At 65.4% G+C, this 25,383-nt stretch carries 23 protein-coding genes; 12 read left to right on the top strand and 11 right to left on the bottom strand.

What is annotated here, in order from left to right:
- Positions 1-294: 294 nt before the first annotated feature.
- On the top strand, positions 295-1,926 hold the full coding sequence (locus AC1DGP_RS07210) for an HAL/PAL/TAL family ammonia-lyase (RefSeq protein WP_476767487.1): 1,632 nt from the start codon (positions 295-297) through the stop codon (positions 1,924-1,926).
- A 68-nt stretch (positions 1,927-1,994) separates the two neighbouring features.
- Here the strand turns inward: AC1DGP_RS07210 and AC1DGP_RS07215 are convergent, their stop codons facing one another.
- Complete coding sequence (locus tag AC1DGP_RS07215; RefSeq protein WP_441505007.1) at positions 1,995-3,254, bottom strand: allantoate amidohydrolase; 1,260 nt, start codon at positions 3,252-3,254, stop codon at positions 1,995-1,997.
- A 199-nt stretch (positions 3,255-3,453) separates the two neighbouring features.
- Here AC1DGP_RS07215 and AC1DGP_RS07220 point away from each other — a divergent pair, with 199 nt between their 5' ends.
- The gene (locus AC1DGP_RS07220) at positions 3,454-3,831 is read left to right on the top strand and encodes a glyoxalase superfamily protein (protein ID WP_441505008.1); all 378 of its coding nucleotides are present in this window, start codon (positions 3,454-3,456) and stop codon (positions 3,829-3,831) included.
- 48 nt (positions 3,832-3,879) lie between these two features.
- Here AC1DGP_RS07220 and AC1DGP_RS07225 read toward each other — a convergent pair whose 3' ends face one another.
- Positions 3,880-4,626, bottom strand: coding sequence for an SDR family NAD(P)-dependent oxidoreductase (locus tag AC1DGP_RS07225; protein WP_069878438.1), 747 nt, complete (start codon positions 4,624-4,626; stop codon positions 3,880-3,882).
- Positions 4,627-4,738: 112 nt separating this feature from the next.
- Positions 4,739-6,193 (bottom strand): undecaprenyl-phosphate glucose phosphotransferase, encoded by a 1,455-nt coding sequence (locus AC1DGP_RS07230; RefSeq protein ID WP_441505009.1) that lies wholly within the window; start codon positions 6,191-6,193, stop codon positions 4,739-4,741.
- Positions 6,194-6,563: 370 nt separating this feature from the next.
- On the opposite strand from AC1DGP_RS07230, the gene AC1DGP_RS07235 reads away from it, so the two are divergent.
- Both AC1DGP_RS07235 and AC1DGP_RS07240 read left to right on the top strand, forming a co-directional pair.
- A complete protein-coding gene (locus tag AC1DGP_RS07235; protein ID WP_476767485.1) occupies positions 6,564-7,370 on the top strand; it encodes a WecB/TagA/CpsF family glycosyltransferase in 807 nt (268 codons plus the stop codon).
- On the top strand, positions 7,367-8,260 hold the full coding sequence (locus AC1DGP_RS07240; RefSeq protein ID WP_441505011.1) for a DUF6492 family protein: 894 nt from the start codon (positions 7,367-7,369) through the stop codon (positions 8,258-8,260). Before AC1DGP_RS07235 ends, AC1DGP_RS07240 begins: the two co-directional genes overlap by 4 nt.
- Before the next feature lie 7 nt (positions 8,261-8,267).
- On the opposite strand, the gene AC1DGP_RS07245 is transcribed toward AC1DGP_RS07240, so the two are convergent.
- Positions 8,268-9,392, bottom strand: coding sequence for a lipopolysaccharide biosynthesis protein (locus tag AC1DGP_RS07245; protein ID WP_441505012.1), 1,125 nt, complete (start codon positions 9,390-9,392; stop codon positions 8,268-8,270).
- Positions 9,393-9,646: 254 nt separating this feature from the next.
- Between AC1DGP_RS07245 and AC1DGP_RS07250 the strand changes: the two genes are divergently transcribed.
- From AC1DGP_RS07250 to AC1DGP_RS07260, 3 genes are all read left to right on the top strand, one after another.
- Positions 9,647-10,708, top strand: a complete 1,062-nt coding sequence (locus AC1DGP_RS07250) for an endo-1,4-beta-xylanase (protein ID WP_476831908.1) — start codon at positions 9,647-9,649, stop codon at positions 10,706-10,708.
- A 67-nt stretch (positions 10,709-10,775) separates the two neighbouring features.
- Positions 10,776-13,169, top strand: coding sequence for a Wzz/FepE/Etk N-terminal domain-containing protein (locus AC1DGP_RS07255; protein ID WP_476767483.1), 2,394 nt, complete (start codon positions 10,776-10,778; stop codon positions 13,167-13,169).
- 39 nt (positions 13,170-13,208) lie between these two features.
- Complete coding sequence (locus AC1DGP_RS07260; protein ID WP_441505015.1) at positions 13,209-14,354, top strand: Gfo/Idh/MocA family protein; 1,146 nt, start codon at positions 13,209-13,211, stop codon at positions 14,352-14,354.
- Here AC1DGP_RS07260 and AC1DGP_RS07265 read toward each other — a convergent pair whose 3' ends face one another.
- Both AC1DGP_RS07265 and AC1DGP_RS07270 read right to left on the bottom strand, forming a co-directional pair.
- Positions 14,355-15,431 (bottom strand): Gfo/Idh/MocA family protein, encoded by a 1,077-nt coding sequence (locus AC1DGP_RS07265; RefSeq protein WP_441490510.1) that lies wholly within the window; start codon positions 15,429-15,431, stop codon positions 14,355-14,357.
- 10 nt (positions 15,432-15,441) lie between these two features.
- Positions 15,442-16,497 (bottom strand): glycosyltransferase family 2 protein, encoded by a 1,056-nt coding sequence (locus AC1DGP_RS07270; RefSeq protein WP_476831909.1) that lies wholly within the window; start codon positions 16,495-16,497, stop codon positions 15,442-15,444.
- A gap of 165 nt (positions 16,498-16,662) precedes the next feature.
- Between AC1DGP_RS07270 and AC1DGP_RS07275 the strand changes: the two genes are divergently transcribed.
- Entirely contained in the window at positions 16,663-17,832 is a 1,170-nt protein-coding gene (locus AC1DGP_RS07275; RefSeq protein WP_476831910.1) for a glycosyltransferase, read from the top strand.
- Between the two features lie 104 nt (positions 17,833-17,936).
- Here the strand turns inward: AC1DGP_RS07275 and AC1DGP_RS07280 are convergent, their stop codons facing one another.
- Positions 17,937-19,055: an AbrB family transcriptional regulator gene (locus AC1DGP_RS07280; RefSeq protein WP_441491921.1), complete on the bottom strand. Its 1,119-nt coding sequence runs from the start codon at positions 19,053-19,055 to the stop codon at positions 17,937-17,939.
- A 268-nt stretch (positions 19,056-19,323) separates the two neighbouring features.
- Here AC1DGP_RS07280 and AC1DGP_RS07285 point away from each other — a divergent pair, with 268 nt between their 5' ends.
- Entirely contained in the window at positions 19,324-20,418 is a 1,095-nt protein-coding gene (locus AC1DGP_RS07285) for a DMT family transporter (protein ID WP_441505019.1), read from the top strand.
- A gap of 27 nt (positions 20,419-20,445) precedes the next feature.
- Positions 20,446-21,381 (top strand): acetamidase/formamidase family protein, encoded by a 936-nt coding sequence (locus tag AC1DGP_RS07290; RefSeq protein WP_476831911.1) that lies wholly within the window; start codon positions 20,446-20,448, stop codon positions 21,379-21,381.
- Between the two features lie 73 nt (positions 21,382-21,454).
- Here AC1DGP_RS07290 and AC1DGP_RS07295 read toward each other — a convergent pair whose 3' ends face one another.
- Positions 21,455-21,928 (bottom strand): SRPBCC family protein, encoded by a 474-nt coding sequence (locus AC1DGP_RS07295; RefSeq protein WP_441505021.1) that lies wholly within the window; start codon positions 21,926-21,928, stop codon positions 21,455-21,457.
- 108 nt (positions 21,929-22,036) lie between these two features.
- On the opposite strand from AC1DGP_RS07295, the gene AC1DGP_RS07300 reads away from it, so the two are divergent.
- Entirely contained in the window at positions 22,037-22,570 is a 534-nt protein-coding gene (locus AC1DGP_RS07300; protein WP_441505022.1) for a winged helix-turn-helix transcriptional regulator, read from the top strand.
- A 64-nt stretch (positions 22,571-22,634) separates the two neighbouring features.
- Here the strand turns inward: AC1DGP_RS07300 and AC1DGP_RS07305 are convergent, their stop codons facing one another.
- The 3 genes from AC1DGP_RS07305 to AC1DGP_RS07315 are packed head-to-tail and all read right to left on the bottom strand — an operon-like array spanning position 22,635 to position 24,149.
- Positions 22,635-23,285 carry a glutathione S-transferase family protein gene (locus AC1DGP_RS07305; protein WP_441491926.1) on the bottom strand — a complete coding sequence of 217 codons (651 nt, stop codon included), beginning with the start codon at positions 23,283-23,285 and terminating at the stop codon, positions 22,635-22,637.
- A gap of 20 nt (positions 23,286-23,305) precedes the next feature.
- Entirely contained in the window at positions 23,306-23,779 is a 474-nt protein-coding gene (locus AC1DGP_RS07310) for an SRPBCC family protein (RefSeq protein WP_476831912.1), read from the bottom strand.
- Positions 23,766-24,149, bottom strand: a complete 384-nt coding sequence (locus tag AC1DGP_RS07315) for an ArsR/SmtB family transcription factor (protein WP_476831913.1) — start codon at positions 24,147-24,149, stop codon at positions 23,766-23,768. The genes AC1DGP_RS07310 and AC1DGP_RS07315 overlap by 14 nt, the downstream gene beginning before the upstream one ends.
- A 178-nt stretch (positions 24,150-24,327) precedes the next feature.
- Here AC1DGP_RS07315 and AC1DGP_RS07320 point away from each other — a divergent pair, with 178 nt between their 5' ends.
- Positions 24,328-25,371, top strand: coding sequence for a GMP reductase (locus AC1DGP_RS07320; protein ID WP_441478548.1), 1,044 nt, complete (start codon positions 24,328-24,330; stop codon positions 25,369-25,371).
- The last annotated feature ends 12 nt before the right edge of the window (positions 25,372-25,383 follow it).

Here is a 25,383-nt window from a genome sequence, read left to right on the forward strand (position 1 = left end):
CGTTGTCAGGAGCGCTCAAGATGAGGCGTTCGGCGCACAATGCGCTGCCGGGGGCTAAGCCACCAATTCCAAATCTTGACCTCGCCCATCAGTGCACGGCCTTTTTCATTGCTGCAGCCACGCCACAAGGACCGGCCGATTATTCACGAAACAGCAAAGCTGCTTGGTTTGAAACCTGAATCCGTCTTGGATCAAGGAGTTAGGGCGCAAAAACCGCCGGAAAGCCGGTTTCCCCTTTCGGATGCCATGCTCTAGACCAGAGGAAACAGAACGGACCACGCGGAAGGGACGAGCATGGCGGTTTCGATCGACGGGCGCACGCTCAAGGGCAAGCAGGTTCTCAAGGTCGCAAGGCCGGGCCCTTCCGGTCGCTACGAGAAGGCCGGCCTCGCCAAGGCGGCACGCGAGCGCATTGCGGCGACACGCGCCCATATCGATGCGCATTTCATGACCGACGATGCGCCGTTCATGTATTCCTTCAACACGGGTGTCGGCCTGTTCAAGGACCAGCGCGTGCTGATGTCGGAGATGACCGAATATCAGCGCAAGAGCGTCTACGCGCACGCGACCGGCATCGGAGAGCCATTCGCTGAAGACGTGACGCGCGCCACCATGCTGTTGCGCGCCAATGCCTTCGCCTCGAATTATTCCGGCCCCCAGGTCGAGCTCGTCGAGCGCCTGCTCGCCTGCCTCAATGCCGGCGTGCACCCGGTGATCCCGCAGAAGGGCTCGGTCGGCGCCTCCGGCGATCTCGCCCCGCTCGCCCATATGTCGGCGGCTGTCTGTGGCTTCGCCGAAGCCGAAGCGATCTACAAGGGCAAGCGCATGCCGGCGCGCGATGCGCTGGCGAAGGCTGGCCTCACACCGGATTTCCCGCTCGGCGCCAAGGATGCCTCTGCCCTGATCAACGGCTCGACGGTTTCGCTCGCGCTCGGCGTCCTGGCGAGCGAGGATGCCAAACGCCTGGTCAAGGCGGCCGATATCGGGCTCGCGCTTTCGCTGGAGGCGATGCGGGGCGAGCTTGCAGCCTTCGATCCGCGCGTCCACGCCGCGCGTCCCCATCCGGGCCAGGGGCTGGTGGCCCGCAATATCCTGAAACTGACGCAGGGCTCGAAGCGCTGCTCGGCTTCGGCCCGCGAGACGATCTACCCCGACGAGATCGGCCGCACCCCCGGCAAGCCGCCATCACCACGCGTACAGGATGTCTATTCGCTGCGCTGCGGCCCGCAGGTGCATGGTCCGGCACGCGAGGCGCTCGACTACGTGCTGCGCGTCATCGGCACCGAGACCAACTCGGCCACGGACAACCCGCTGATCTTCGAGGAAAGCGGCAGCTACACCGTGATCTCCGGCGGTCATTTCCACGGCCAATACGTCGCGCAGGCGATGGACCTACTCGCCATGGCCATGACCGATCTCGGCTCGATCTGCGAGCGTCGCCTCGCCCGGCTGATCGACCCGACGCTCAGCTACGGCCTGCCGCGCAACCTGCTCGCCGGCAAGCGCGGCCTGAATACCGGCTTCGCCACGGTGCAGTGCTCGATGTCGGCGCTGGTGATGGAGAACCGGACGCTGTCGTCGCCGGGATCCGTCGATTCGATCCCCGGCAAGTCGAATGCCGAGGACCATGTCTCGAATTCGACCTGGTGCGGCCGAAAGGCCCGCACCGTGGTCGAAAATGTCGAGATGATCATTGCCATGGAAATCCTGATGGCCTGCCAGGCGCTGACCCTGATCGCGGAGACCGCCAAGGGCCATCCGCTCGGCCGGGGCACGCAGGCGGCGCTCGACGCGTTGCGCGAGACGATCCCGCCCGCGCTCGACGGCGACCGCTGGTACGCTGCCGAGATGAATCAGGCGACGGCGCTGGTGCGCTCGGGCGCGATCGTCGAGGCGGTCGAGGCGGTGGTCGGGACGCTCGAGTAAGGCCAGCCGTCACGCGGTTTTTGCACGAAAATAGCTGCTCGGCGCGTACAGCCGAGCAGGACGAGGGGTTACCCCTCCTGCCGCGCCAGCTCCAGGACGGTCTCGAGCAGCACCCGGATCGCGATGCCGGCGTCGAGTTCGGTCATGTTCTCCAGCGGGGAATGGCTGATGCCCCTCTCGCAGCGGACGAAGAGCATGGCTGAGGGACAGAGCCGTGCCATCGCCATGGCGTCATGGCCCGCGCCGGACGGGAGACGGCGAGCACTGAGGTTCGAGCCCGTACGGGCGATGCCCGTCGCAAAGGCCTCCTGCAGCCGCTCCGCCATCGGCGTCGCATCTTCCTGCGAATAGGGCGTGATCTCCAACCCGACACCGCGCCGAGCCGCGATCGCGGCGAAGCGCTCGGCAATGGCCTTGTCCATGCTCGCCAGCGTCTCGTTGCGCGGCGAGCGGAAATCGACGGTGAAGTCGACCGCGCCGGGCACGACATTGGTGGCGCCCGGATCAGGCCTGAACACCCCTACCGTGCCGACCGCCTGCTCATGCGCAGCCGCAATATCCTCGAGCGCCAGCGCCATCTCCGCGGCAGCCGCAAGTGCATCCTTGCGCAGCTTCATCGGAACCGTCCCGGCATGGCCGGCCTCGCCGGTGACGCGGACCCGGGCCCGCTTCTGGGCGTTGATGGCCGTGACGATGCCGACGGCTTCGTTCTCGCTCTCCAGCACCGGACCCTGCTCGATATGGACTTCGAGATAAGCCTTTACGGAGCCGGGCTTGCGCTTCAGCGCAGCAATTCCCGATGGGTCCCCGCCGAAGGCGACGAGCGCATCACGCAGCACCACGCCATCCGCATCCCGGGAGTCGAGCCAAGCCGTATCATAGTGCCCGATCAAAGCCGACGAGGTCGAAAGGGAGGTCGGAAAACGCACCGTCTCCTCGTCCCCGAAACCGACCACCTCCAGTGCGAAGGGCAGGACGATGCCGGCATCGCGAAGCGCCTGCGCTGCAAGGATACCGGCGACGACGCCGAGATTGCCGTCAAACCGGCCGCCATCCTTCACCGTATCGATATGCGAGCCGATCAGCACGGCGGGAAGACCAGGCTTTGCGCCCTCGCGACGGCCCTGGACCGATCCGGCGGCATCGATGAAGGCGTCGAGCCCCGCCACTTCCATCGCGCCCTTCGTCCACTCGGCAGCCTGCCGATGCGAAGGGGAGAGGTAGAGACGGGTGATCTTGCCCGGCTCGTCGGTGAAGCGGTTCAGTCCATCGAGTGCGGCAAAGGCACGGGCACCAAGGACGGCGGCGGAGGGAAGTGAGGCGGTCATGGCGAAACCATAGCGCATCGGCCCTGCGGGGGAAGCAGCCAGAGGCGTCCCCAGGTCGAATTTCCATGACTGGCGCGACAGCCCATCCGCCTGCTAATCATCCAGCCGGAGCACCGTCTCTCTTCACCCCCTGGAAAGCACTCGTCCGCGCCGCACCGCCGGTACCGGGTGAAGCGGCTCCCCATCGCGAGACGTTGCCATGACCGACCCAATCGACCACGGAATCCGCTTCGGACGGATTGCCGCCATGTTGCCAGTACGCGACATGGACAAGGCCCACGACTTCTACACACGGGTGCTCGGCTTCCGAAAAACCTTCGAGAACGGTGTCCCCGTCGGCTTCATGATCCTGAAGCGCGATGAAGCCGAACTGCATCTCACCCTGCAGAAGACGCATCTCGCCGCGCCATTCAACGTCGCCCATCTGATGGTCGGCGATGCCGAGGCCCTGCACGCGATTTGCCAGCGCGAAGGGCTGCGTATCATCAAGGGGCTGCGGGACCAGGAATACGGGCTGCGGTCCTTCGTCTTCGCCGATCCGGACGGCAACCGGATCGATGTCGGCCAGCGCCTCTGACCGAAAAGGCAAACCGCGCCCCGCAGAACCGCGCGGCGCGGATCGGGATCAGTAAGTCGCGCGCCCACCCGACAGATCGAACACCGCGCCTGTGGTGAAGCTGTTCTCGGCGGAAGCCAGGAAACCGACCATCGAGGCGACCTCGTCAGGCTGCAGGAAACGGCCGCGCGGGATCTTGGCCAGCATGTAGCCGATATGCTCTTCGCTCATCTGGTCGAAGATGCGGGTCCGCGCCGCTGCGGGCGTGATGCAGTTGACCGCGATATCCTTGTCGGCGAGTTCCTTGCCGAGCGATTTGGTCAAGGCGATCACCGCCGCCTTCGAGGCGGAATAGGCCGAGGCGTTGGGGTTGCCTTCCTTGCCGGCGATCGACGCGACCAGCACCAGCCGGCCGTAATTGCGCTTCAGCATTCCGGGTATCACCGCCTGGCAGCAATGCAGCGTGCCATCGACATTCAGGCGCATGATCTTCGCCCATTCGTCGAGCGGGTATTCCCAGGTCTTCAGGTTGGGGCCCGCGATGCCGGCGCTGGTCACGAGGATATCGACGCTGCCGAGGCGAGCCTCGAGCGCGTCGGCCGCCCGCTTCACGGCGGCGGCATCGGTGACATCGATGGCGATCCCGGTCGCCCCCTTGCCGATCTCGCCCGCCGCCTTTGCTGCGAGCGCGCCATCGAGGTCCCAGATCTCGACCTTGGCGCCACTCGCCGCGAAGCGCTCGGCAACCGCACGGCCAATCCCCTGCGCTCCACCGGTCACAATGGCGACGCGACCGTCTAAATCGATTTGGTTCATGGCAAGCCCCCGGCTGAGAAGTCGGACTGCACGGTAGCGGCCTGATTTCCGCTAGGCCAGCGCGCTCGGTGCCATGCCGGTCTGCGCAAATCGGGGCAGATCAGCGCGTCGACTATTGGGCGTTGAGATAGGCCCGCGCGCTGAACACAGTGCGCAGGAGAATGCCGAGATCAAGCCAGAACGACCAATTGTCGATGTACCAGTGATCGAATGCGACCCGCTTGGCCATTTTCTCGTCCGTGTCGGTCTCACCGCGCAGGCCGTTGACCTGAGCCCAGCCGGTGATGCCCGGCTTCACATTGTGACGCCGGGCATAGAGGGCGATCTTGCGTTGGAACGCGTGATCATGGGCGAGCGCATGCGGGCGCGGCCCAACCAGCGACATCTGACCGGCGATGACATTCATGAGTTGCGGCAGCTCATCGAGATTGAAGCGGCGCAGCAAGCGGCCGATGCGCGTGATGCGCGGGTCGTTACGCGTCGCCTGACGAATGACGTCGCCGTCATCGGTCGCCGTCATCGTGCGGAACTTGAAGATCCGGAAGGGCTGCTGGTTGAAGCCGTAGCGTCGCTGCAGGAAGAACACCGGTCCGCGCGTGTCGAGCTTGATCAACCCCGCAATGATCAGCAGAACCGGCAACGCCAGAAGCAGGATGGTCGAAGCGGCGACGATGTCAAAGCCGCGCTTCGCGACGATCGCAGCGGTGGACAGCGCCGGGCGCGTCAGCCGCAGGCTGGCGAACGAGCCGATGCGCACGATATGGGGACTGTCGAACCGATCCATGATCCGCTCGGGCGCGAGGTGGATCGCGACCGGCAGGTTCATGAAGGCATCGATGCAGGCATCGATCGTCTCCTGATCCGACCAGGGCAAGGCGATGAAGACCGCGTCCGGCCGCATCTGCCGGCAGCGCCCTGCAGCGGTGACCAGATCGGCCTTGAGCGCGGCCATCGGATCATTGATGCGGCGCGCGTCGTTGCTGTGCAGGAAAGCGACGTCGACGATGGCGAAGCCCATGTTCCAGGGTTGATGGCGCGAGACGAAGGACATCACGTCGGGTTCACGGCCGATCAGGAACACCCGCTCCGTGGTGATGCGGCCGGTCTTGCTGGCCACTGAAATGATGCGGGCAATGCCGGCACGCGCCAGAGTGATCAGCGGAATGCCGGCCAGATAGGTCACGAGCACGACGGCGCGTGAATAATGATCGACGATCTTGGCGAGGAACGCGACGGCGATGAAGGCCACCATCGTAATGTTCCAGACCGTAAAGGCCGAGGCCATCTGCCCCTTCGCAGAGAGATAATGGCTGAGCTGGTAGCGACCGCGCATCACATTGGTGAAGACGAAGATCGCCGCGATCATCATCGCCAGCTCGCGCGTGATCCTGACATCGCCGAAATGGCCGTAGGCCAGGAGGTGGTAGACCACGGAGGCGAGGGACACGATCGTCAGCACCACGACCGCGTCTGTCAGCGCCGTGACGAGACCGATCCAGTGCCGCCAGGCATTGGCGCGTTCGTCGGCAGCCGCCGCCGCATAGTTCAGATCGTTGACGCTCATCATCGCGGCAGGCTCTCCGGAGCCACAACGGCCTGACGGCCGGCGGCGAGCGCTCCGGAACGGAACAGGACGCTCCCTTCCAACTGCTCTCACGGCTGCGAGCGGCAAGCGCCATGCCGCCCGGTCACGCGCCGGAATGAGACGCCGAGAGCGGAGTTCGGCCGCGACACGAAGGGGTCAGGGAATCCGGCTGCAACGACCGACATGACGGCGTCCCGTTATGAGACAGCGCCAATCCCGTTCCGCAACTCCTCGGCAGCCGGTCTGATGGTAGTCAGGGTCAAGGGCTGTTCACCGTCCATCGGGCTTGGCGTGATCCACCGCCGTGAGCGGCCAAGACAGGAACCGAAAACGCCTCGAAATGAACGAGATCGTGACTGCCATTTCATTCTTCGACATGTCATCGCACACGCAGCCAGCCGACCATCCCGACCATGCCCGCCGCGATATCGGCGGCATTGGTGTGGCTGTGCTCGATCGCGCGCAGGCGCTCGCGGTGCTCGACACGGCACTTGCCCGTCACCGCCACGTGAAGCTCGCCTTCTGCAATGCGAACCTCGTCAACCTGGCCGCCGTGGACGCAAGGCTGCAGGCGCAGCTCAAGGACTTCCTGGTGCTTGCGGACGGAATCGGCGTCGATATCGGCTCCCGGCTTCTCTATGGCGCGTCCTTCCCCGCAAATCTCAATGGCACCGACTTCATTCCGGCCCTGCTCGCCGCGCAGAACCGTTCGCTCCGCGTGACGTTGCTGGGCGGACAGCCAGGTGTGGCCGAGCGCGCTGCGGCGCGCCTGACTCAGGATTACCCACGGCACGGCTTCACCGTGCTGAGCCACGGCTATTTTGCTCAGAGCGAAGAGGCCGGGCTTCTGGCGCAGCTGGCCGAAAGCCCGCCCGATCTCCTGCTCGTGGCCTTCGGAAATCCGCTTCAGGAACGCTGGATTGCAGAGAAGATCACGCTCCAGCACGCGACGATCGCTGCCGGTATCGGTGCGCTGTTCGATTTTCTGGCAGGCGAGGTCGAGCGCGCGCCAGACGTCCTGCGGCGTCTGCGGCTGGAATGGCTCTACCGCCTCCTGCTGGAGCCCCGCCGGCTGTGGCGGCGCTATGTGCTCGGCAACCCCGCGTTCCTGCTGCGGATGCTGCGCATCAGGTTCCAGCCCCGCGGTCCGACGCAATGAGCCTCAGCTACGCCATTGCGACGCCGAGCTATGCCGGGGACTTCGAACGCTGCCGGCTGCTCTGCGCCAGCATCGACCGTTTCGTCACCGGCCACACGGCCCATTACCTTCTGGTCGAGGATCGGGACGTCGCGCTGTTCAAGCAGCTGGAAGGTCCGCACCGGCGGGTGATCGCGGAGGCGGAGCTTCTGCCCTCCTGGCTGAAACCCCGGCCCGATCTCCTGAGCCTCGGACGTCGCCGGGTCTGGACGGGCCTCGGTGCCCTGCGGCGCGGTCTGCCGCCGCTGCGCGGCTGGCACGCACAACAGCTGCGCAAGTTCGCCTTTCCGATGAAGAGCCACGAGGACGTGGTGATCTTCGCCGATTCCGACATGATGTTCCTGCGGCCCTTCGACGTCACGCGCCTCGGCCGGGACGGGACGGTCCGCCTCTACCGCAAGCCCGACGGCATCACCGGCGCCATGGCCCAGCATACCGACTGGTGCATGATGGCGGCCCGCCTGCTCGGACTGCCGGAACCAGCATTTCCCAGTCCCGACTACATCAACAATCTCGTCAGCTGGCGACGGGACGCCGTGCTGGCGATGATGACGCGCATCGAGGAGATAGCCGGGCGCAGCTGGGTCGAAGCGATCGCCACGCACCGGCAATTCTCGGAATACATGATCTACGGCTATTTCGTCGAACGCGTGCTCGGGCTCGAAGCCGCCGGCCACTGGCCGGACGAGCACGAGCTCTGCAAGGTTTACTGGTTTCCCGAAGATGTCGGCGAGCTGGCGACGTTGCGCAGCTTCGAGGACATCCTGGAACCGGGACAGGTCGCGGTCGGCGTGCAATCCTTCATCGGGCAGCCCGTCGAGCGCCTGAAGGCGCTGTTCGAAGCACAATAGTCCCGGTTCAGCGGGCCCGGCCAAGCAACCGATAGGTGACCGTGACGGAGAGCAGATAGACTGCGCCGAAGACGGCGTTGAACCAGGGGGCCCAGGCCTCTTCCTGGCCGAAGCGAATCATCACCCAGGCGATCAGTGCCGCCTTGAGCGCGGTGATGGCGCAGAGCAGCGCGATACGCGAGCCGGTGCGCTCCCGCGCATAGAGCAACTCGGCGTGATACTCGACGAGGTTGCGGAAGGCAGGCACCGCGAACATCGGCAGGAAGAGATAGGCGGCCTCGGAGACGTTGCGGCCGAGCGCGCCGGGAAACGGCATCAGCAGAATGACGATGGCGACCAGTCCGCCGATCGAGACCAACGCGATCGCGAGTTCGACCAGCATCTTGCGTCGCCAGCCGCCGCCGAGGCCGCGATCCTTCATGATCTTCTGGACCAGCATCTGGTTGAAGCTGCGCACCGGCATCGCGGTAAGATCGATGACGCGCATGGCGATGGCATAGAGCCCCGCGGTGCGTTCTCCCGCGAGCGCCAGCATCAGCAGCTTGTCGAGTTCGGATTGGACGTAGAACACGATGTCGGCCGCGCCCGCGAATACGGCATCGGCCATGCGGCGGGGATAGAGCGCCCTAACGAAACGCAGGCGCAGCGGCGGCAGAAACAGCGTCAGCGCGATCACCGCGGACAGGATCGTAGTGCCGAGATAGGCCCAGACCCAGGTTTCCAGGCTCGCATGGCCCAGACCATAGAAGGCAACCGCAGCAAGCGTGCGCAGCGAGGAGCCGATGATGACGAGCAGGGCGGACTGCCTGAAACGCCTCAGGCCGTTATTGATGATGGCGACGACCTCGACGAGGCGCCAGCCGAGCACCTCGGCGACGATGATCAGGGCGAAGGGAAGAAGATCCAGCCGCTCCCTAAACAAGGCGACATAGGCCAGGGCGGCAACTGCAGCGATCAGCGGCAGCGACAGGACGGCAAGCCCGCCGAAGCCGGCGAGATAGGCGCCGAGGAGACGCGGCTTGACCGTGGCGACGCGATAGACCGGCGAGACGAAGCCGAAAGCCAGCAACCGCGAGAGAATGAGTCCTGTCGAGGAGGCCGTCGCGAACAGGCCAAACTCACCAAGGGTCAACGTATTCGCAACGATGAGGAAATATACAAGAGAGATAATGAGACGACCGGCTGAGCCGCTCAGGATCGTAAGGTAGGCGGATATGGTGGCACGATCTGGCGACATGGAGTCCATTGCGGCGGCGGCGAGAGCTGGCTCGGGCCCTGCTCACGCCAAAATTGAGCCCGAACCTCGCTTAACGCAAAGGCATTGAGCGACCCTAAACGAAGCCCGGGAAGCGCTGCCCCGCGCAGCTGCCTGAATCGGAACGGAACATGAGCCGCATCACCAGGCGCGACGCCCTGGCCGGAACTGCCAGCCTCGCCCTGGCGTGGCCGAGCGCCGGTCTCGCGCAGGTCGGCCGACCCGCCATTCCATTCGGCTCGGCCGCGCAGATCGAGCCCTTCCGCGCCGACCCGCGCTATCGCGAGGCTTTGAAGACCTATTGCAACGTCATCGTCCCGATGAACGACCTCAAATGGGAAGCGCTCCGGCATGACCGCTCCCGGTTCGACTTCTCCGGAGCCGACGAGCTGATCGCCTTCGCACGCGGCAACAAGCAGGCCCTGCGCGGCCACGCCTTGCTCTGGGGCATGGCCTTGCCGCCCTGGGCCAAGGAGATGAGCACGAAGGCGGAAGCCGAGCGCGAGCTAATCAGCCATATCGAGACCGTCGTGGACCGCTACAAGGGCGTCATACCGACCTGGGATGTGGTCAATGAGGTGATCGCTCACGATCCGACCCTCGAGGAGCCCTATCGCGACACGATCTGGCAGCGCCTGCTCGGCCCCGAACATATCGAGATCGCTTTCCGGACCGCGGCCCAGATCGATCCAGAGGCGCGGCTGGTGATCAACGACTATGATTTCGAGGATACCGATCCGCGCATCGTGAGGCGCCGCGCCGCGGCTCTCTCGATCATCCGGGACCTGCGCGACAAGGGCATCCCGGTCCATGGGCTCGGTATGCAGGCCCATCTGTACGGCGAACGCGCCATCGATACGCCCGGCTTGCAGCATTTCATGCAGGATCTCGGCACGCTCGGCGTCGATGTCGAGATTACCGAACTCGACGTGATCGATTGGAAGCTGCCGGCTGTAGCGCGGGAGCGCGACAGCACCGCGGCAAACCTCGTTTCGACCTTCCTGAATGCGGTGGTCCCCGCGCGCCAGCCCAAGGCGATCGTCACCTGGGGCCTCAGCGACCGCTATTCATGGATCGGAGAGACCTTCGCGCGTAAGGATTCTGCCAAGGCCCGGCCACTCCCCCTCGATGAGGACTACAGGCCGAAGCCGATGATGAAGGTACTTGACCGTTATCGGCTGGGGACGAGCTGAGCGGTGTTGGTGAGTTCGATGTCCGCCGGGGTGACGACCATCATCATCCCGGGCCGGGCAGGTTTGAGTGAAGCGTAGCGTCATGTTCACGACCGAGACCGCCGATGGCGAGCTCAGCAGAACCGAACAGGCCGGCAGCCGCACGGAGCCGGCGGCCGGCGGAGCTGTGCCGTCAGCATTGGCGCGCCTGACCAACCCGGCCTGGCTCTTTCAGACGCTGTGGAGCCGAAAGGGACTGATCATCGCGGCAGCGCTGGCGGGCGCCCTCCTTGCCGCCCTGGCAAGCCTGTTCATTCCGCCGAAATACGTCTCGACCGCCCAGCTTTTCATCGATCCGCGCGATCTGCGCGTGCTGCAGAACGAAGTCTCGCCCAATGCGGTCGGCAGCGACCCGACCTCGCTTACGGCCTATCTCGAAAGCCAGGCGCGCATCATCGCCTCGGACAGCATCAAGGCGCGCGTCGTCAAGAGCGAGGGCCTCGACAAGGATCCGGAATTCGGGGGCGAGGCCGCCAAGAGCGGGCTGGGTCGACTCCTCTCTGGCAGCAACAGCACCTCTTCCCGCGATGGATTGCTCTATGCGCTCGCGGCCCTCGACAAGAACGTCACGGTCCGGCGTGGCGAGCGGACCTTCGTCATCGACATCTCGGTGACCTCGCGCGATCCCGATAAGGCAGCGCGGATCGCCAATGCGCTTGCCACCGCCTATCTCGACGACCAGGCTTCCGTCCGTGCCGAGGCTGCGCAACGCGCCACCGGCGCGCTGACCGGGCGCCTGGAGGAATTGCGCAACCGCCTGCGCATCGCCGAGGAGAAGGCAGAGAAATACAAGGAAGCCAACAGCCTCGTCGGTGCAGGCGGCAAGTCGATCGGCGAAGAACAGCTTGCGCTGAACAATGCCCAGCTCGTCGCCTTGCGCACCAGGGTCAGCGAAGCCAAGGCGAAATACGACCAGACGCTTGCGACGCGCGCCTCGAGCATCGAGGCCGGCGCCATACCCGAGGCGGTCGCCTCGAACACCATGACTGCACTCCGGTCCCAGTTGGGCGCGGCGCTCAGCAAGGAAGCCGATCTGCTGGCCTCGCTCGGCTCGCGTCACCCCGCGCTCGCCGCGGCGCAGGCTCAGGTGCGCGATGCGCGCCGGCAGATCAACGAGGAACTTGCCCGGATCGCGCGCGCCGCCAAGATCGAATACGACCGCGCCGTCGATGCCGAGAGGCAGATCGCGCGGCGCGTCGAGGAGCTGACCAGGCAGCAATACAGCGCCGGCCGCGCTTCGGTGCAGTTGCGCGAGCTCGAACGCGAGATCGAATCCTCGCGCGCCGTCTATGACGCCTTCCTGCGGCGGGCACGTGAGACCGGGGAACTGTCCGGTATCGACACGACCAATGCGCGCGTCATCAGCATGGCCATGCCGGCGCTCGAGAAGAGCGGCGTCAGCAGGCGCACCGTCGTCATGCTCGGAGGCATCGCCGGGGGCGGTCTGGGCGCGATCGCCGCACTCGGATTGGCGCTGTTTGGCGGCTCCCTGCCTGCACCGCCTGCCGGGCTGCGCCGCTGGCCATTCCGCAATCGCCACGAGCCTGTTGCCGCTCAGGCATCGCCCCCGCCCGCTCCTGCCGATCCCGTCCCTGTGGTCGCTGCGGCCACGGAGCCGCCTTCCCCTGATGCGGTCGCGGCCCCCGCCAGGACCGGATGGCGGCGTTTCATGGCGATTCAAGGCGGTCAACCAGCCCGTACTCCGGAGGTCGTGCGAGCCCCCGCAGCTCCCCCCTTGGCCTTGCTGGCAAAACTGCCTGCCGTGAGGCATCGACGCTGGCGGCGGGATGGCGAAGTGCGCTCGGTCTTTCAGGCCAAGGCTCATCTCGTCGACGTCATCGACAAGCCGAATGCCTCCTTCGCCCGGGCGATCCGCGGCATCCGAACCGAACTCGCCAGCCAGGGCAGTCCCAGTCGGCGGATTCTCGTCGTCGGATTGCGCCGCAATGCCGGCGCCTCGACGCTGGCGCTCAACCTCGCGCTCGATGCCGCGCAAGCGGGGTTGCCGGCCATGCTGGTCGATGCCGGCCTCGGCGGAAACAGCCTGACATCGGTCTTCGCGCCGGACGCGCAGGCAGGTGTGCACGAGATCGTCTCCGGCAGCGCCAGCCTGATCCGTGCGGCGCTGCAGGACGAGGGCACCGGCCTGTTCTTCGTGCCGCGCAAAGGGCATCCGGAACTCGTCACAGCCGAACAGATCAGCCACGACTTCTTCGGCGCGGCCCGCCGCTTCGGGCCGGTCTTCATCGATGGTGCCTCGCTGGGTTCCGACGCTTTCACGGAGCGTTTTGCAGATGCGGTCGACGACATCGTGCTGGTCGTTCGCGAGGGTGAGGTCGGCGCGGGCGAACTCCAGCAGGCAAGTACGGCGCTGGGCCGGAACGCAGCCAAGATCCGCGGCTTCGTCAGAAACGAAGCCTGAGCGCCGCCGTCGCCATCGATCGCCAGACAGGACACCGTGATGAAGATCGCGCTTATCGGCACAGGATTCGTGGCCGATTACTACATGACCACGCTGGCCAACCATCCCGGGCTTCAGCTTGCCGGCGTCTATGATCGCTCGCCGGACCGCCTCCGTGCGTTCTGCGCCTTTCACGGCGCGAGGCCTTATGAAAGCCTGGAGGCCGTGCTCGCCGAGCCGCAGGTCGACATCATCGTCAACCTGACGACGCCCGAAAGCCATTACGAGATCACCAGGCAGGCGCTCGCCGCAGGCAAGCATGTCTATTGTGAAAAGCCGCTGGCCATGCAGCTCGAGCAGGCCAGCGAACTCGTCGCCCTTGCGGATGCCGCTGGATTGACGTTGGCCACCGCACCGGCGAACGGCCTCAGCGATGCTCATCGGCTGGTGAGAGATGCGCTCTCGCAGGGGGCCATCGGAACGCCGCGGCTGATCTATGCCGCCATGGAGGACGGCCCGGTCTTCCGGGGCAATTGGGCGACCTGGCGGTCGCGTTCCGGCGCACCATGGCCTGGCCTGCATGAGTTCGAGATCGGCTGCACGCTGGAGCATGCGGGCTACGCACTGTCCTGGCTCGTGTCGCTCTTCGGCGCGGTCGAAGCCCTGACCGCGTTCTCCGCGGTGACATTCCCGGACAAGGGGCCCGGCACCGAGACCATCACCATGGCCCCGGATTTCTCGGTCGGCTGCCTCACCTTTCGCTCCGGTCCCGTCGCCCGGTTGAGTTGTGGCCTGGCCGCACCCAAGGACCGCTCGCTGCAGATTCTCGGAGACAAGGGAACGATCACGGTCCGCGACCTCTGGGACAACCGATCCGCAATCCATCTCGAGCGCACGGATGCAACGCGCAGCCTCCCCCGTCTGCTGGCGAACCGCGTCGAGGCGCGGCTCGGCCGCTTCCTGACCTGGAAGCCGGAGCCCGGCCGCAAACTCGCCTACCCCGCCGCCACGGGCCGGTCCGCGCTGCCGGCTTTCCCCTCGCAAATCGATTTCGCGCGCGGCATCGCCGACCAGGCAAACGCGATTGCGGCGAAGCAGAAGCCCGTCTTCTCGGGCGCGCTCGCACTCCACATCACCGAGCTTGCGCTGGCGTTGAACAATGCCCGCGACCTGCCGCAGCCCTATCGGATGCAGAGCCGTTTCTGATCAGAAGGTTTTGACTGGCGGCTGCGCCAGGACCGTCTCGATGATATTCAGTACGGCCGCGCTTTCGGTGAGCGGCATGGTTGCGCAGCCAGTCTCGCCGCTCCGAACGGCATCCATCACGGCACGGGCCTGGAACTGCAGTCCATTGCCGGCAAAGCTGTAGATCTCTCGGGTGCGTCCCGGCATCGGCAGGCGGTCGAGCAGCTTTCCGGCCGGTCCATTCCGGAGCCGTGGCCCTCGCCACGAGCTCCCAAGTGCCGCGGTGGTATAATGGGTCAGCCGCTGCGCCTTGAGGAAGGGCGCATCCAGACGGATCGCGCCTGCGGCCCCCTCGATCACGAACTGGTTTCCTCCATTGCGATCAAAGCCGCAGGAGAGCTCCGCCACCGCCTCCCGATAGTGCAGGACGATCTCGCAACGCCGGTCGACGCCACTGCGCGCCTCCAACCACCGACCTGTGACGCGCTCGGGACTGCCAAGCCAATGCAAGGCAAGCGAGACCGGATAGACTCCAAGGTCGAATGCCGAGCCTCCGCCCAGCGCGGGGTCGAAGAAGCGGCTGCCGGGGATGTCCTCGCGGACATAGGAGAGATCCGCCCGAATGCGCCGAACCTTGCCGATCCGCCCCGCCGCCACCTGCTCGCGCGCCGCCACCACGGCCGGCAGGAAGCGCGTCCACATCGCCTCCATCGCGAAGACGCGATGCGCCCGGCTCGCCTCGATCACGCTGTGAACATCGGCCGCGGTGAGGGCGATCGGCTTTTCGATCAAGACCGGCTTGCCGGCAGCAATACCCCGGAGGCCCTGTGCGACATGCAAGGCGTTCGGCGTCGCGATGTAGAGCGCATCGATGGCCGGATCGGCGAGAAGGGTCTCGGCATCGCCATAGGCGACGGTAGCGCCGAACTCGGCCGCAAAGGCTTGCGCCTTCTCCAACGCACGGGACTGGACCGCGCCGATCCGCGCGTCCGGCAGCAACGCGAGATCGGCCGCAAACTGCCGCGCGATCACGCCGGTTCCGATAATGCCCCAGCAAAAGCGCTCCGCTCCGATCGGAGCTGCATCACCGCTCGCCATGCCGCACGTCCTAGTTCTTGTCCGGCTTGCGGTACTGCTCGTTGCTGACGCCGAGCTCCGACATCAGGCGACCGAGCGCCACCTGCGCGTGATAGAGCCCGATCGTCGCCGAGCCGGTGCGCAAGCCGAGCGCGAGCCCGCGAAAGGGTGAGGCTGCGAGCAGCGCTAGACTCTTCGCCAGAACCCTGAGCCGCCCCCGCGCCGATGGATCGAGTCGACGCTCGATCGTGGCCGAGATCGCGCCGTTGCGCAGGCTGCGGGCCGCGATCCAGCTGAATTCCGTGCGGCGCCTCGGCATGGTCTCGCGCATCGCGGCGTCCTGGACCCACCAGAAACGGAAGCCGGCTTCCTTGCTGCGCCGGAAGAAGTCACTGTCGCCGCCGCCGGTGAAATCGAAGCTCTCGTCGAGAAAGGGGAAGCCAAGTGCCTCCAGCACCTCGCGCCGGATCAGGTAGTTGGCGCTCGAGAACAGGATCGGCACTTCGCCCGAGACAGCATAATGCGATCGAAAGACCGGGTGTGCGCTCAGCCAGGCTCGGGATTGATCCTCGAAGACCGGGGTCACCGAGCCGCCGAAGAGCTGGGCCGGCGCAATTGCCGCAGCACGCAGAAAAGCGTCGAGCCACAGCGGCAGCGCCTCCTCGTCGTCATCGATGCCGAGGACCTGCTTCAGCTCGGGAAGGCGGGTCAGCCCGCAGCGCCAGGCGGCATTATAGGCCTTGCAGTTGCCCTGTCGCGGCTCGACGATGACATATCCCTTGAATAGCCCCGCAGCGTGAAGGGCACTCGCCCGCTCCGCGCCGGCGCGTTCGACGCCTTCGTTCTCGACGACGATGATCGCAAAATCATGCCCGCCCTGCTGCGCGGCCAGAGAGCGCAAAGCGCGCTCCAGCAACTCCGGCCGCTTGAAGGTCGGCACGCAAATCACGCTTTCGACGCCTTGCAGCGCCGCCTCTGGCGAAGCTGCGACGATCTCGAAGGTCTCGGGTGCATCGAAGCCGGGAATGGCGGGGCGTCGCGAGGCGCCTTCCAAATTGCCGGCGGAATGATGGAGGGGGTCAGCCATGGTGCCCCAGCATGCCACATCTCCGCTTAAGGTTCGGTGTCGGCGATCCTGCGCCGGCGCGCACACTCCCACACCTGATGTTCAGGATAGTTCGTCGCCGAACTTGACCCGACCGAACATCTGACGCCTCTCTCACGGCCATCCCTATCGTCAGGATCGGCCCCGTTGCGTCTTGCCTTCATCACCTCGCTGATCCCGGTTGCAAGGCCCGATACCGGCTTCGAGATCGCCAATGCCGCAATCCTCGATGCGCTGCGCTCCGCAGGGCACGAGGTCACCGCCTTCGGTTTCCTGCGCCCGGGCGAAGTGCCGGCCGACCCCTCTCAGGCCATGGTGATCGGCGCCGTCGATATCGAGAATGCGGTCGCGCCCGCCAGCCGCAAGCTGCAATGGCTCGGATATGCGCTCAGCCACGGCCTGCCTGTCGCCTGCGCCAAGCTGCGGCTCGCCGGCGCCGGCAAACTGGTCGAGGCAGTAAGGGCGCGCGGCCCGTTCGACGCGCTGATTCTCAACTCGGTGATGCTGCCTGGCGCCTTTCCGGAGCTGACCACGCTCGGGCCCTGCGTGCTGGTGGAACATAATATCGAGCATGTCTCCGCCCGGCAGAATGCAGCGCATGCCGGCACCGGGCTGATGAGTTGGCTCTATGCCCGCGAGGCCAGGTTGCTGGAAGCCGTCGAGACGCGCCTCTGGAACGAGGTGAGCTATATCTGGACGCTGGCCGAGGAGGACCGACGCGCACTCGGCTCTGCCGCAGGGAAGGCGGCGGTCCTGCCACTCGTCTCGGGCAGTGGCCCGCAGCCGGCCGCCATGGCGGAGCCGGTCGCACCGGCCTTCGACATCGGCATGATCGGAACCTGGACCTGGCAGCCGAACTTCATCGGTCTCGACTGGTTCTTGCGCGAGGTCGCTCCGCTCCTTCCGACCGATATCTCGGTTGCCGTCGCCGGACGCCTTCCGGCGGAGATGCCACCGGTCCCGGCCCAGGTGCGACTGATCGGGCGCGTCGCTGACGCGAATACCTTCCTCCAATCCTGCCATGTGCTGGCCTTGTCGAGCCAAGCCGGAACCGGCGTGCAGCTGAAGACGATCGAGGCGATGCAGCTTGGCATGCCAGCCGTGGCGACGACACTCTCCTGTCGCGGCTTTACAGCCCTGCCGGCGAATTTCTCGCTCGCGGACGAGCCGGTGGCTTTTGCCCAGGCCCTGACCGAACGGGTGCGAAGCGCGCGCGGGGGAAACCCGCAGCGCATCGATGGAGCGGCGTTCATGGCCATCCAGAGGGCCGCCCTGGCGAGCGCACTGGCCGCCGGGCTCGAGGCCGCGCGCCGCTAGATCACGGGGCCGGATATCGTATCAGACCCGACGACCTCATCGTCTGCGTTAGCGTCGGCTTTCCCGGGAATCGCAGTCCACTTTCCCGGCCGATGCCTTGGGCGCTACTCGGCCGGCGCGGTCTCGGTCTTGCGCTTGTCGCCGAGGATCAGGCCGAAGACCGGCCCGGCGCCGACCATGACCAGGAAGACGCGAATGATGTGATGGGCCGCGACGAAGGCGACTTCTGTGTGGAGCGCCAGCGCAATCAGGCTCATTTCAGCCAACCCGCCCGGTGAATAGGCCAGGATCAGCGGCACGTGACCATAGATCGAAACCTTCGAGACGCCCCAGGCGAAGGCAATCGTCAGGGCGAGCAGCACCGCCGTCGAGCCGACCGAAAGCAGCAGGACGCGCAGGATGACGCTCGGCGAGGTGCCGACAAAGCGGCAGCCGACCGTGACGCCGAGCACGAGCTGGGCTGCGTTGACGACCTGGAAGGGCGGGGCGGAATCGCTCCAGCCGAGGAAATGGACCAGCGCACTGACCACCATCGGGCCGAGCAGGTGCTTGGCCGGCAGCCGCAGCAGATGTCCGAGAATGACCCCGAAGACGCCACAGCCGATAAGCCAGAGCTCGGCGAAAAGCGGTGTCTGCGCCAGCGAGGGGCCGGCATTGCGCGTTGCCGACAGCGAGACACCCTCGATCGACTGAACGATGAACGGCAGGGTCATCACCACAAGCAGAACGCGCGCCGAGTGGATCAGCGCGATGATGCGGGCATCGCCGCCCTTCTCCTCGCCGAGGAGAACCATCTCCATCAACCCGCCCGGCATGCCGGCGAAAAAGGCGGTCACCCGGTCGAAGCCGGCGACGCGGCGGAAATAGGTGACGCAGCACAGGCCGCAGGCGGTCATGAACAGAACGAGGCCAATCAGCGTCGGCAGCCAGTTCGGCAATTGCGCCACGAGATCGGGGCGAAAGCCCGCACCGAGCATCACGCCAATCACAGCGCTCATCGGGGGGCGAATGACGCCGGGCGCGGAGACCGGCGCCTTGAGCAGCGCGGCGACCGTGCAGAACACCATGGAACCCAGCATCCAGGGCAGTGGCAACTTCGCCTGCACGAAGAGCCAGCCGCCGAAGCCGCCGAGCGCAAGGGCGAGGCCAAAACGGCGATAGGGGAAGCGCCGGGGAGAGAGCGAACGCAGACCGCTCACAAAATCGGACAGCAATTCCCGCATGCGTCTGTCGTGCCCTTCAACCCGCCGACGGCCGGAAATGCGTCGATGGTGGCACGGCTCCTACACCGCTTCGGCCGACGCATACAGTCCGCCGATGGAATGTCGGCTCCGCGACCCGAACGGGTCGGCGCATGACGGCCACCTTCCATCACAACCCCGCCATGCCCACTGACCATCTGGTCAGGACGTCGAAGATCATCAATGGTTTCAGGGCATTTGCGATGTGAAGAGCCGGGGGCGCGATCGCGCTCGGCCAATGGTTCGGGCGATGAGCGAAGACCGGCTTTCCGAGCAGCGGCGCGGCTCGGGTTCTGACGATGGTGTCGGCGAGCTGTCGACGCCGTTACGGCACGCATCGCCGGAGGATTCCGAACCTCCAGAATCAAGAGGCGACGAGGCTCCGCCTATCGTGCTGGCCGCCATTCCCGGCGTGATCGAACCCGGCCCTTCCGGCTGGTTCGCCGGCCGCCGGCACCGGCTGAGGCATTGGTGGCGCGGCTCGACACCGAACCTGCGCGGTTCGGTCTACATGCTGTCGTCGATGCTGGTCTATGCGGTGATGGTCGGGCTGATCAAGCATATCGGCTCAGCCATTCCGCTGGTCCAGACACTGCTGATCCGACAGGTGATCATGAGCGTCATCGTCATCGCCTTCGCGGCCAACCAGCTGCCAGCCATGATGCGGACCTCGCGCCTGGGGCTGCAGGTCTTCCGTGGGTTGATCACGCTCGCTTCGATGCTCTGCGGCTTCAGCGCCATCATCTACATTCCGCTGGCTCAGGCGACCGCGATCGGATTCAGCCAGGTTCTGTTCGTCACCATCGCCGCGGTGCTGCTGCTGAAGGAGAAGGTCGATGGCCGCCGCTGGGTCGCGACCATCATCGGTTTCATCGGCGTCATCATCATGCTCAATCCATCGGCGCAGGGGCTGAACATCTACGCGCTGATGTCTGTCGCGGGCGCGTTTCTCGGGGCGGGCATCACCATCAGCGTGCGCAAGCTGGCGGCGACGGAACGGACCGACACGATCCTGATCTACCAGGGCATCGTGCTGATCATCGTGCTCGCCGTGCCGACCTGGATCTTCTGGGTCCAGCCGACCGCCGAGCAATGGCTCTCGCTGATCCTGCTCAGCCTGTTCGGCACGGCAGGGCAATGGCTGATCACGCGCGCCTATCAGGTCGGGGAGGCAGCCGCGCTCGCTCCGCTGGATTTCACGCGCCTGCTGCTGGCGAGCTTCACCGGCTTCGTCTTCTTCTCCGAGATTCCGGCGCTCACCACTTGGATCGGCGCCACCTTCGTGATCGGGGCAACGCTCTACACGATGCGCAAGAACGCCCGGCCGCTTGCCCCTCCCGCCTGATCTTCGCGCTCGCTACAGGATGCCCTCGTGATCCATCACCAGCTCGATGCCGGACCGAAGACCTGCCACTGGGGTTTCTTCGACGCTGCCTTGCCGCCCGTTCTGACGATCGCGAGCGGCGACAGCGTCACCATCCGCACGATCAACGGCGGCACGGGAGAGCAGCCGAAATCGGGTTTCCATGTTCTGCCCGAAACTCACGAGATTCACGCGAAGGTCGAGCGCCCGATGCCGGGCCATATCCTCACCGGCCCGGTCGCGGTGAGGGGAGCAAGGCCCGGCCATGTCCTCGAAGTGCGCATCCGCGAGGTCAAACTCCGCACCGATTGGGGCTACACGTTCATCAGGCCTCTCGCCGGCCCCCTGCCGGAAGAGTTCGACACCTATAAGCTTGTCCATATCGGGCTCGATGCCGAAAGGAATCTGGCGCATCTGCCCTGGGGCATGGAGCTGCCGCTCGCGCCGTTCTTCGGCGTGATGGGCGTGGCTCCGCCCGCGCATTGGGGCCGGCAGAGCTCGCTGGTGCCGCGCGCCTTCGGCGGCAATCTCGACAACAAGGAACTGGGACCGGGGTCGACGCTCTATCTCCCCATCTTCGTCGAAGGTGGGCTATTCTCCTGCGGCGATGGCCATGGCGCCCAGGGCGACGGCGAGGTTTGCGTCACCGCGATCGAGACCGCCCTGGAAGGCACCTTCGAGTTCATCCTGCGCGAGGACTTGAGCTTCACTACGCCGCGCGCCGAGACGCCGACGCATCACATCACCCTGGGCATCGACCCGGATCTCGACATCTGTGCTCAGAAGGCGCTGCGCGAGATGATCGTCCTGATCTGCGCACGCACCAAACTGACGCGGGAGGAGGCCTATATGCTGTGCAGCCTCGCGGCTGACCTGCGTGTGACCCAGACGGTCAACGGCTCCAAGGGCGTGCACTGCATGCTGGCGAAGAGCCTGGTGGCCTGACTCCCGGCAAGGCACTGGGAGGAGGAATTGCGCCTCCTCTCCAGGCTTTCGACCCCTATGGCGGGCACGAGGATCAGACCGCCGCCGCGGTACGCTCGAGCTCCTGAGCCAAACTCTCAAGCAACTCGCGGGAGCCGGCCTCGCGCGTGGGTACCTCATCCTTGCCGTCGAGGAAGGCAGCCTGTTCGGTATAGACGAGGCGGGTGCCCGATCCGACCGGAATGAGCTCGACCGTCGCCAGCGACGCGGAAATCGGCTCGCCTGCGATCGTCATGGTGTAGGCGGAGACGATACGGCGATCGGGCACGATATCCTGAAAGGTCGTGTCGTTGCTGATCGGCGGGCCGCCCTGATAGCGGAAGCTGCTGCGCTCGGAGCCCCCGATCCGGAAATCGACATCGAAGCGCTCGATGCTCCAGCCTTCGCCCTCGGCAAACCAGCGGCGCTTCTGCGCCGGATCGGCAAAGGCTGCGAAGACCCGGGAGGGGGAAGCGGCATAATCGCGTGCAATGACGAAGCTGGCGTGAGTGACGGTGCGGTCAGACATATTTTTCTCCAAATCAGAACCAGTTGCTTTTTGCAACTGGTTGCAAGCTAGGGAGACTGATCTCATAATGCAAGCGGTATTTGAAAGCCGGCTTTCGGGAGACTGCGCATGACCGACGATCCTCGCTCGGGCTGTCCGATCAACCTCACCCTCGAGGTGGTCGGTGACAAATGGAGCTTGCTCATCATTCGCGACATGATGTTCGGCAACCGTCGGCACTTCCGGGAATTGCTGCTGCATTCCAAGGAGGGCATCTCGTCCAACATCCTGGCCGACCGGCTGAAAACGCTGCTCGACCAGGGCATCATCACCAGGAGCGACGACCCGAGCCACAAGCAGAAGGTGACCTACAGCCTGACGGAGAAGGGCATCGGGCTCCTGCCGGCGCTGGCCCAAATGTCGTGCTGGGGGCTGAAATTCCTGCCGGTCAGCGAGGAACTCTCGATCCGCGCCGAACTGCTCGCCGAGGGCGGACCCGCCCTCTGGGAAGAGTTCATGGACGAACTGCGCGAAAGCCATCTCGGCCAGCCCAATCCGCGACGCTCAAATCCCGGCTGGCTCAGCGTCGGCACGCGCCTGCGGGCCGCCTATGACGCCGTGGTCGCGCGCAAGGCGGCCGAGGCGCTCGCCGACGCAAGCTGAAGGCATGCGTCATCGCGAGCGGCACAATGTGCAGTCATGATGCAAGGGATGTTCGCGATAGCCGCTAGCCGCGTGGAAACATATGCAGGTAGGGCGCGGCCTCTCGCAGCACGCGCATATAGGACGGGCGCTCCAGCAGCCGGTCGAAATAGGCTGCGACGGCCTTGTGCGTGTCGCGGAACGGGAGCACGAGCTCGGAATAATAGAGCGCCGGCGCGGCAGCGCAGTCAGCCATGGTGAAAGCATCCCCTGCGGCCCAGCGCCGTCCGGCCAGCGTATGCTCGAGCACGTCATAGGCCGTCTGGAGCCGTTTCCTTGCCTGTTCCACGCCGGTCGGATCCTTGCCGTCGGCCGGCCTGATGCGGTCACCGACGATCTTCTGCATGGTCTCATTGAGATAAATGTCGAAGAAGCGGTCCTGCAGCCGGGTTTCGAGCGCGTGTCCGGCATCGTCAGGGATCAGCCTGAGCGCCCCCGGATAGGTCTGGTCGAGATAGTCGATGATGATGCTGGACTCAGGCACGATGCGGCCCCGCGCTTCATCCTGCAGCAGCGGGAATCGACCCATCGGCCAGAGCTGCAGCAGAGCCATGCGCTGTTCCGGATCACCCAGGTCGACAAGCTTTGGCGTGAAGGGTGTGCCGTTCTCATAGAGCGCGATCACCACCTTCTGGCAGAACGAGGACAGCGGGTGGAAATGCAGCGTCAGGGACATGGTCGAGCCTCCGTGAGACATCAGGCAGCGGCGGACTGGCGCTGCAATTCGCGGGCGAGATTGTCGAGGCCGATGCGGGTGCCGTGTTCCCGTTCCTCCGGACGGTCGTAACCGTCGAGGAAGGCAGCCTGCTCGGTAAAGACAAGCCGCGTTTGCGCGCCTTCAGACCTGAACAGAACGGTCGCCAGCGACACCGATATACGCCGCTCGGCCAAGCGCATCGCATAGGCGTAGACGATGCGGCTGCCGGGCACGATATCCTGGTAGACCGCGTCATAGACATGGTCGACGCCGTCGGAATCCCGGGTCGTCGAATGCTCCTGGCCGCCGACCGAGAAGTCGAGCGTGTGTGCGCCGGCCGCCCAGTCGTCATGGCAGGCGAACCAGCGCCGCTTGATCGCCGGATTGGCCCAGGCCGCGAAAACGCGGGCAGCGGAGGCGTCATAGACGCGCTCGATGGTGAACGTGGCGTGCGTGACACTATGATCTGTCATCCCGTGCTCCTCTGCTCGATTCCGGGCTTCCGTCATCCGGCTCGTCCGGATTTTCTGCGAGATAGGCGCCCAGGCGATCGAAGCGCCGCTCCCACAGCATCCGGCGCTCGTTGATCCAGCGTTCGGCGGCGCGCAGGGCCTGGGTCTCGATATGGCAGGTCCGGACGCGGCCCTGCTTCTGCGAGCGGACGAGGCCGCTTTCCTCGAGCACGGCGAGATGCTGCACAACGGCCGACAATGTCATCGCCAGCGGGGCGGCAAGCTCGCTCACGGACGCCGGCCCATCGCACAGGCGTTCCACCATCAGCCGGCGGGTCGGGTCCGCCAGGGCCTGGAACATCAAGTCGAGTTGCGCCGGTTGGTGAAGCATACGCTTAAGTATCTTGAGGCAGCGAGTCCGTCCAGAATTATTTTAGCAACTGCTAAAGTGTTGCCGCGAACGGCCGCTGCACGCCATTTGCGTCCAAGGCCCCGGACCGGCTATGAGTCCCGGCACGCCTCCTCAGCGTGCGCCCGAATTCCGCGCCAAAGCAGCCGAGGCTTCCATCATGCGTATCGAGAACGATCCCAAGCTCGACTTCCGAGACGTCCTGATCCGGCCCAAGCGGTCGACACTGGGCAGCCGCGCCCATGTCGACGTCAACCGCACGTTCCGCTTCGCCCATACAGGCAAGGACTGGACCGGCTTCCCGTTGATCGCCGCCAACATGGATGTGGTCGGCACCATGGGCATGGCGCGCGCCTTGCTGAAGCACGGCGCGATGGTGGCCCTGCACAAGCATTACGATGCCGACGATCTGATCGCCTTCTTCAAGGAGAAGGAATCGGCCAACGCCTTCTATTCGCTCGGCACCACCGAGACCGATCACGAGAAGCTGAAGCACGTCCATTCCAAGGCGCCGATCAGCAAGATCTGCCTCGATGTCGCCAATGGCTACACCGAAAAATTCGTCGACACCGTCAAGGCGACCCGCGAAGCCTTCCCGCATGCGGCGATCATGGCCGGCAATGTGGTGACCGGCGACATGACGGAAGCGCTGCTTCTTGCCGGCGCCGACATCGTCAAGGTCGGCATCGGCCCCGGCTCGGTCTGCACCACCCGCAAGATGACCGGCGTCGGCTATCCGCAGCTCTCCGCCATCATCGAATGCTCCGATGCGGCCCATGGCCTGAAGGGTCTGGTCTGCGGAGATGGCGGCTGCACTGTGCCGGGCGATCTCGCCAAGGCCTATGGCGGCGGTGCCGATTTCGTCATGCTCGGCGGCATGCTCGCCGGCCATGACGAATGCGAGGGCAAGATCCGGTACGAGGAGCACGACGGCAAGAAGGTTCCGGTCGCGATGACCTTCTACGGCATGTCCTCGGACACGGCGATGAAGCGCTATTCCGGCGGCGTCGCCAAATACCGCGCCTCCGAGGGCAAGACCGTCGAGGTGCCCTATCGCGGCCCGGTCGAGGGCACGATGCAGGAACTGATGGGCGGCGTGCGCTCGGCGATGACCTATATCGGCGCCGTGCGGCTGAAGGAGATGCCCAAGCGCACCACCTTCATCATGGTCGGCAGCCAGCTGAACACGGTGTTCGGCACCTGAGGCGCTCGCGCG

This window comes from Allobosea sp. 05T433 (genome assembly GCF_056396065.1).

What these genes read in the sequence shown, in the direction of transcription:
- AC1DGP_RS07210 (WP_476767487.1), top strand. Translation starts at nt 295, where the DNA reads ATGGCGGTTTCGATCGACGGGCGCACGCTCAAGGGCAAGCAGGTTCTC.
- AC1DGP_RS07215 (WP_441505007.1), bottom strand. Translation starts at nt 3,254, where the DNA reads ATGACCGCCTCACTTCCCTCCGCCGCCGTCCTTGGTGCCCGTGCCTTT.
- AC1DGP_RS07220 (WP_441505008.1), top strand. Translation starts at nt 3,454, where the DNA reads ATGACCGACCCAATCGACCACGGAATCCGCTTCGGACGGATTGCCGCC.
- AC1DGP_RS07225 (WP_069878438.1), bottom strand. Translation starts at nt 4,626, where the DNA reads ATGAACCAAATCGATTTAGACGGTCGCGTCGCCATTGTGACCGGTGGA.
- AC1DGP_RS07230 (WP_441505009.1), bottom strand. Translation starts at nt 6,193, where the DNA reads ATGATGAGCGTCAACGATCTGAACTATGCGGCGGCGGCTGCCGACGAA.
- AC1DGP_RS07240 (WP_441505011.1), top strand. Translation starts at nt 7,367, where the DNA reads ATGAGCCTCAGCTACGCCATTGCGACGCCGAGCTATGCCGGGGACTTC.
- AC1DGP_RS07250 (WP_476831908.1), top strand. Translation starts at nt 9,647, where the DNA reads ATGAGCCGCATCACCAGGCGCGACGCCCTGGCCGGAACTGCCAGCCTC.
- AC1DGP_RS07260 (WP_441505015.1), top strand. Translation starts at nt 13,209, where the DNA reads ATGAAGATCGCGCTTATCGGCACAGGATTCGTGGCCGATTACTACATG.
- AC1DGP_RS07265 (WP_441490510.1), bottom strand. Translation starts at nt 15,431, where the DNA reads ATGGCGAGCGGTGATGCAGCTCCGATCGGAGCGGAGCGCTTTTGCTGG.
- AC1DGP_RS07270 (WP_476831909.1), bottom strand. Translation starts at nt 16,497, where the DNA reads ATGGCTGACCCCCTCCATCATTCCGCCGGCAATTTGGAAGGCGCCTCG.
- AC1DGP_RS07280 (WP_441491921.1), bottom strand. Translation starts at nt 19,055, where the DNA reads ATGCGGGAATTGCTGTCCGATTTTGTGAGCGGTCTGCGTTCGCTCTCT.
- AC1DGP_RS07285 (WP_441505019.1), top strand. Translation starts at nt 19,324, where the DNA reads ATGAGCGAAGACCGGCTTTCCGAGCAGCGGCGCGGCTCGGGTTCTGAC.
- AC1DGP_RS07295 (WP_441505021.1), bottom strand. Translation starts at nt 21,928, where the DNA reads ATGTCTGACCGCACCGTCACTCACGCCAGCTTCGTCATTGCACGCGAT.
- AC1DGP_RS07300 (WP_441505022.1), top strand. Translation starts at nt 22,037, where the DNA reads ATGACCGACGATCCTCGCTCGGGCTGTCCGATCAACCTCACCCTCGAG.
- AC1DGP_RS07305 (WP_441491926.1), bottom strand. Translation starts at nt 23,285, where the DNA reads ATGTCCCTGACGCTGCATTTCCACCCGCTGTCCTCGTTCTGCCAGAAG.
- AC1DGP_RS07310 (WP_476831912.1), bottom strand. Translation starts at nt 23,779, where the DNA reads ATGACAGATCATAGTGTCACGCACGCCACGTTCACCATCGAGCGCGTC.
- AC1DGP_RS07315 (WP_476831913.1), bottom strand. Translation starts at nt 24,149, where the DNA reads ATGCTTCACCAACCGGCGCAACTCGACTTGATGTTCCAGGCCCTGGCG.
- AC1DGP_RS07320 (WP_441478548.1), top strand. Translation starts at nt 24,328, where the DNA reads ATGCGTATCGAGAACGATCCCAAGCTCGACTTCCGAGACGTCCTGATC.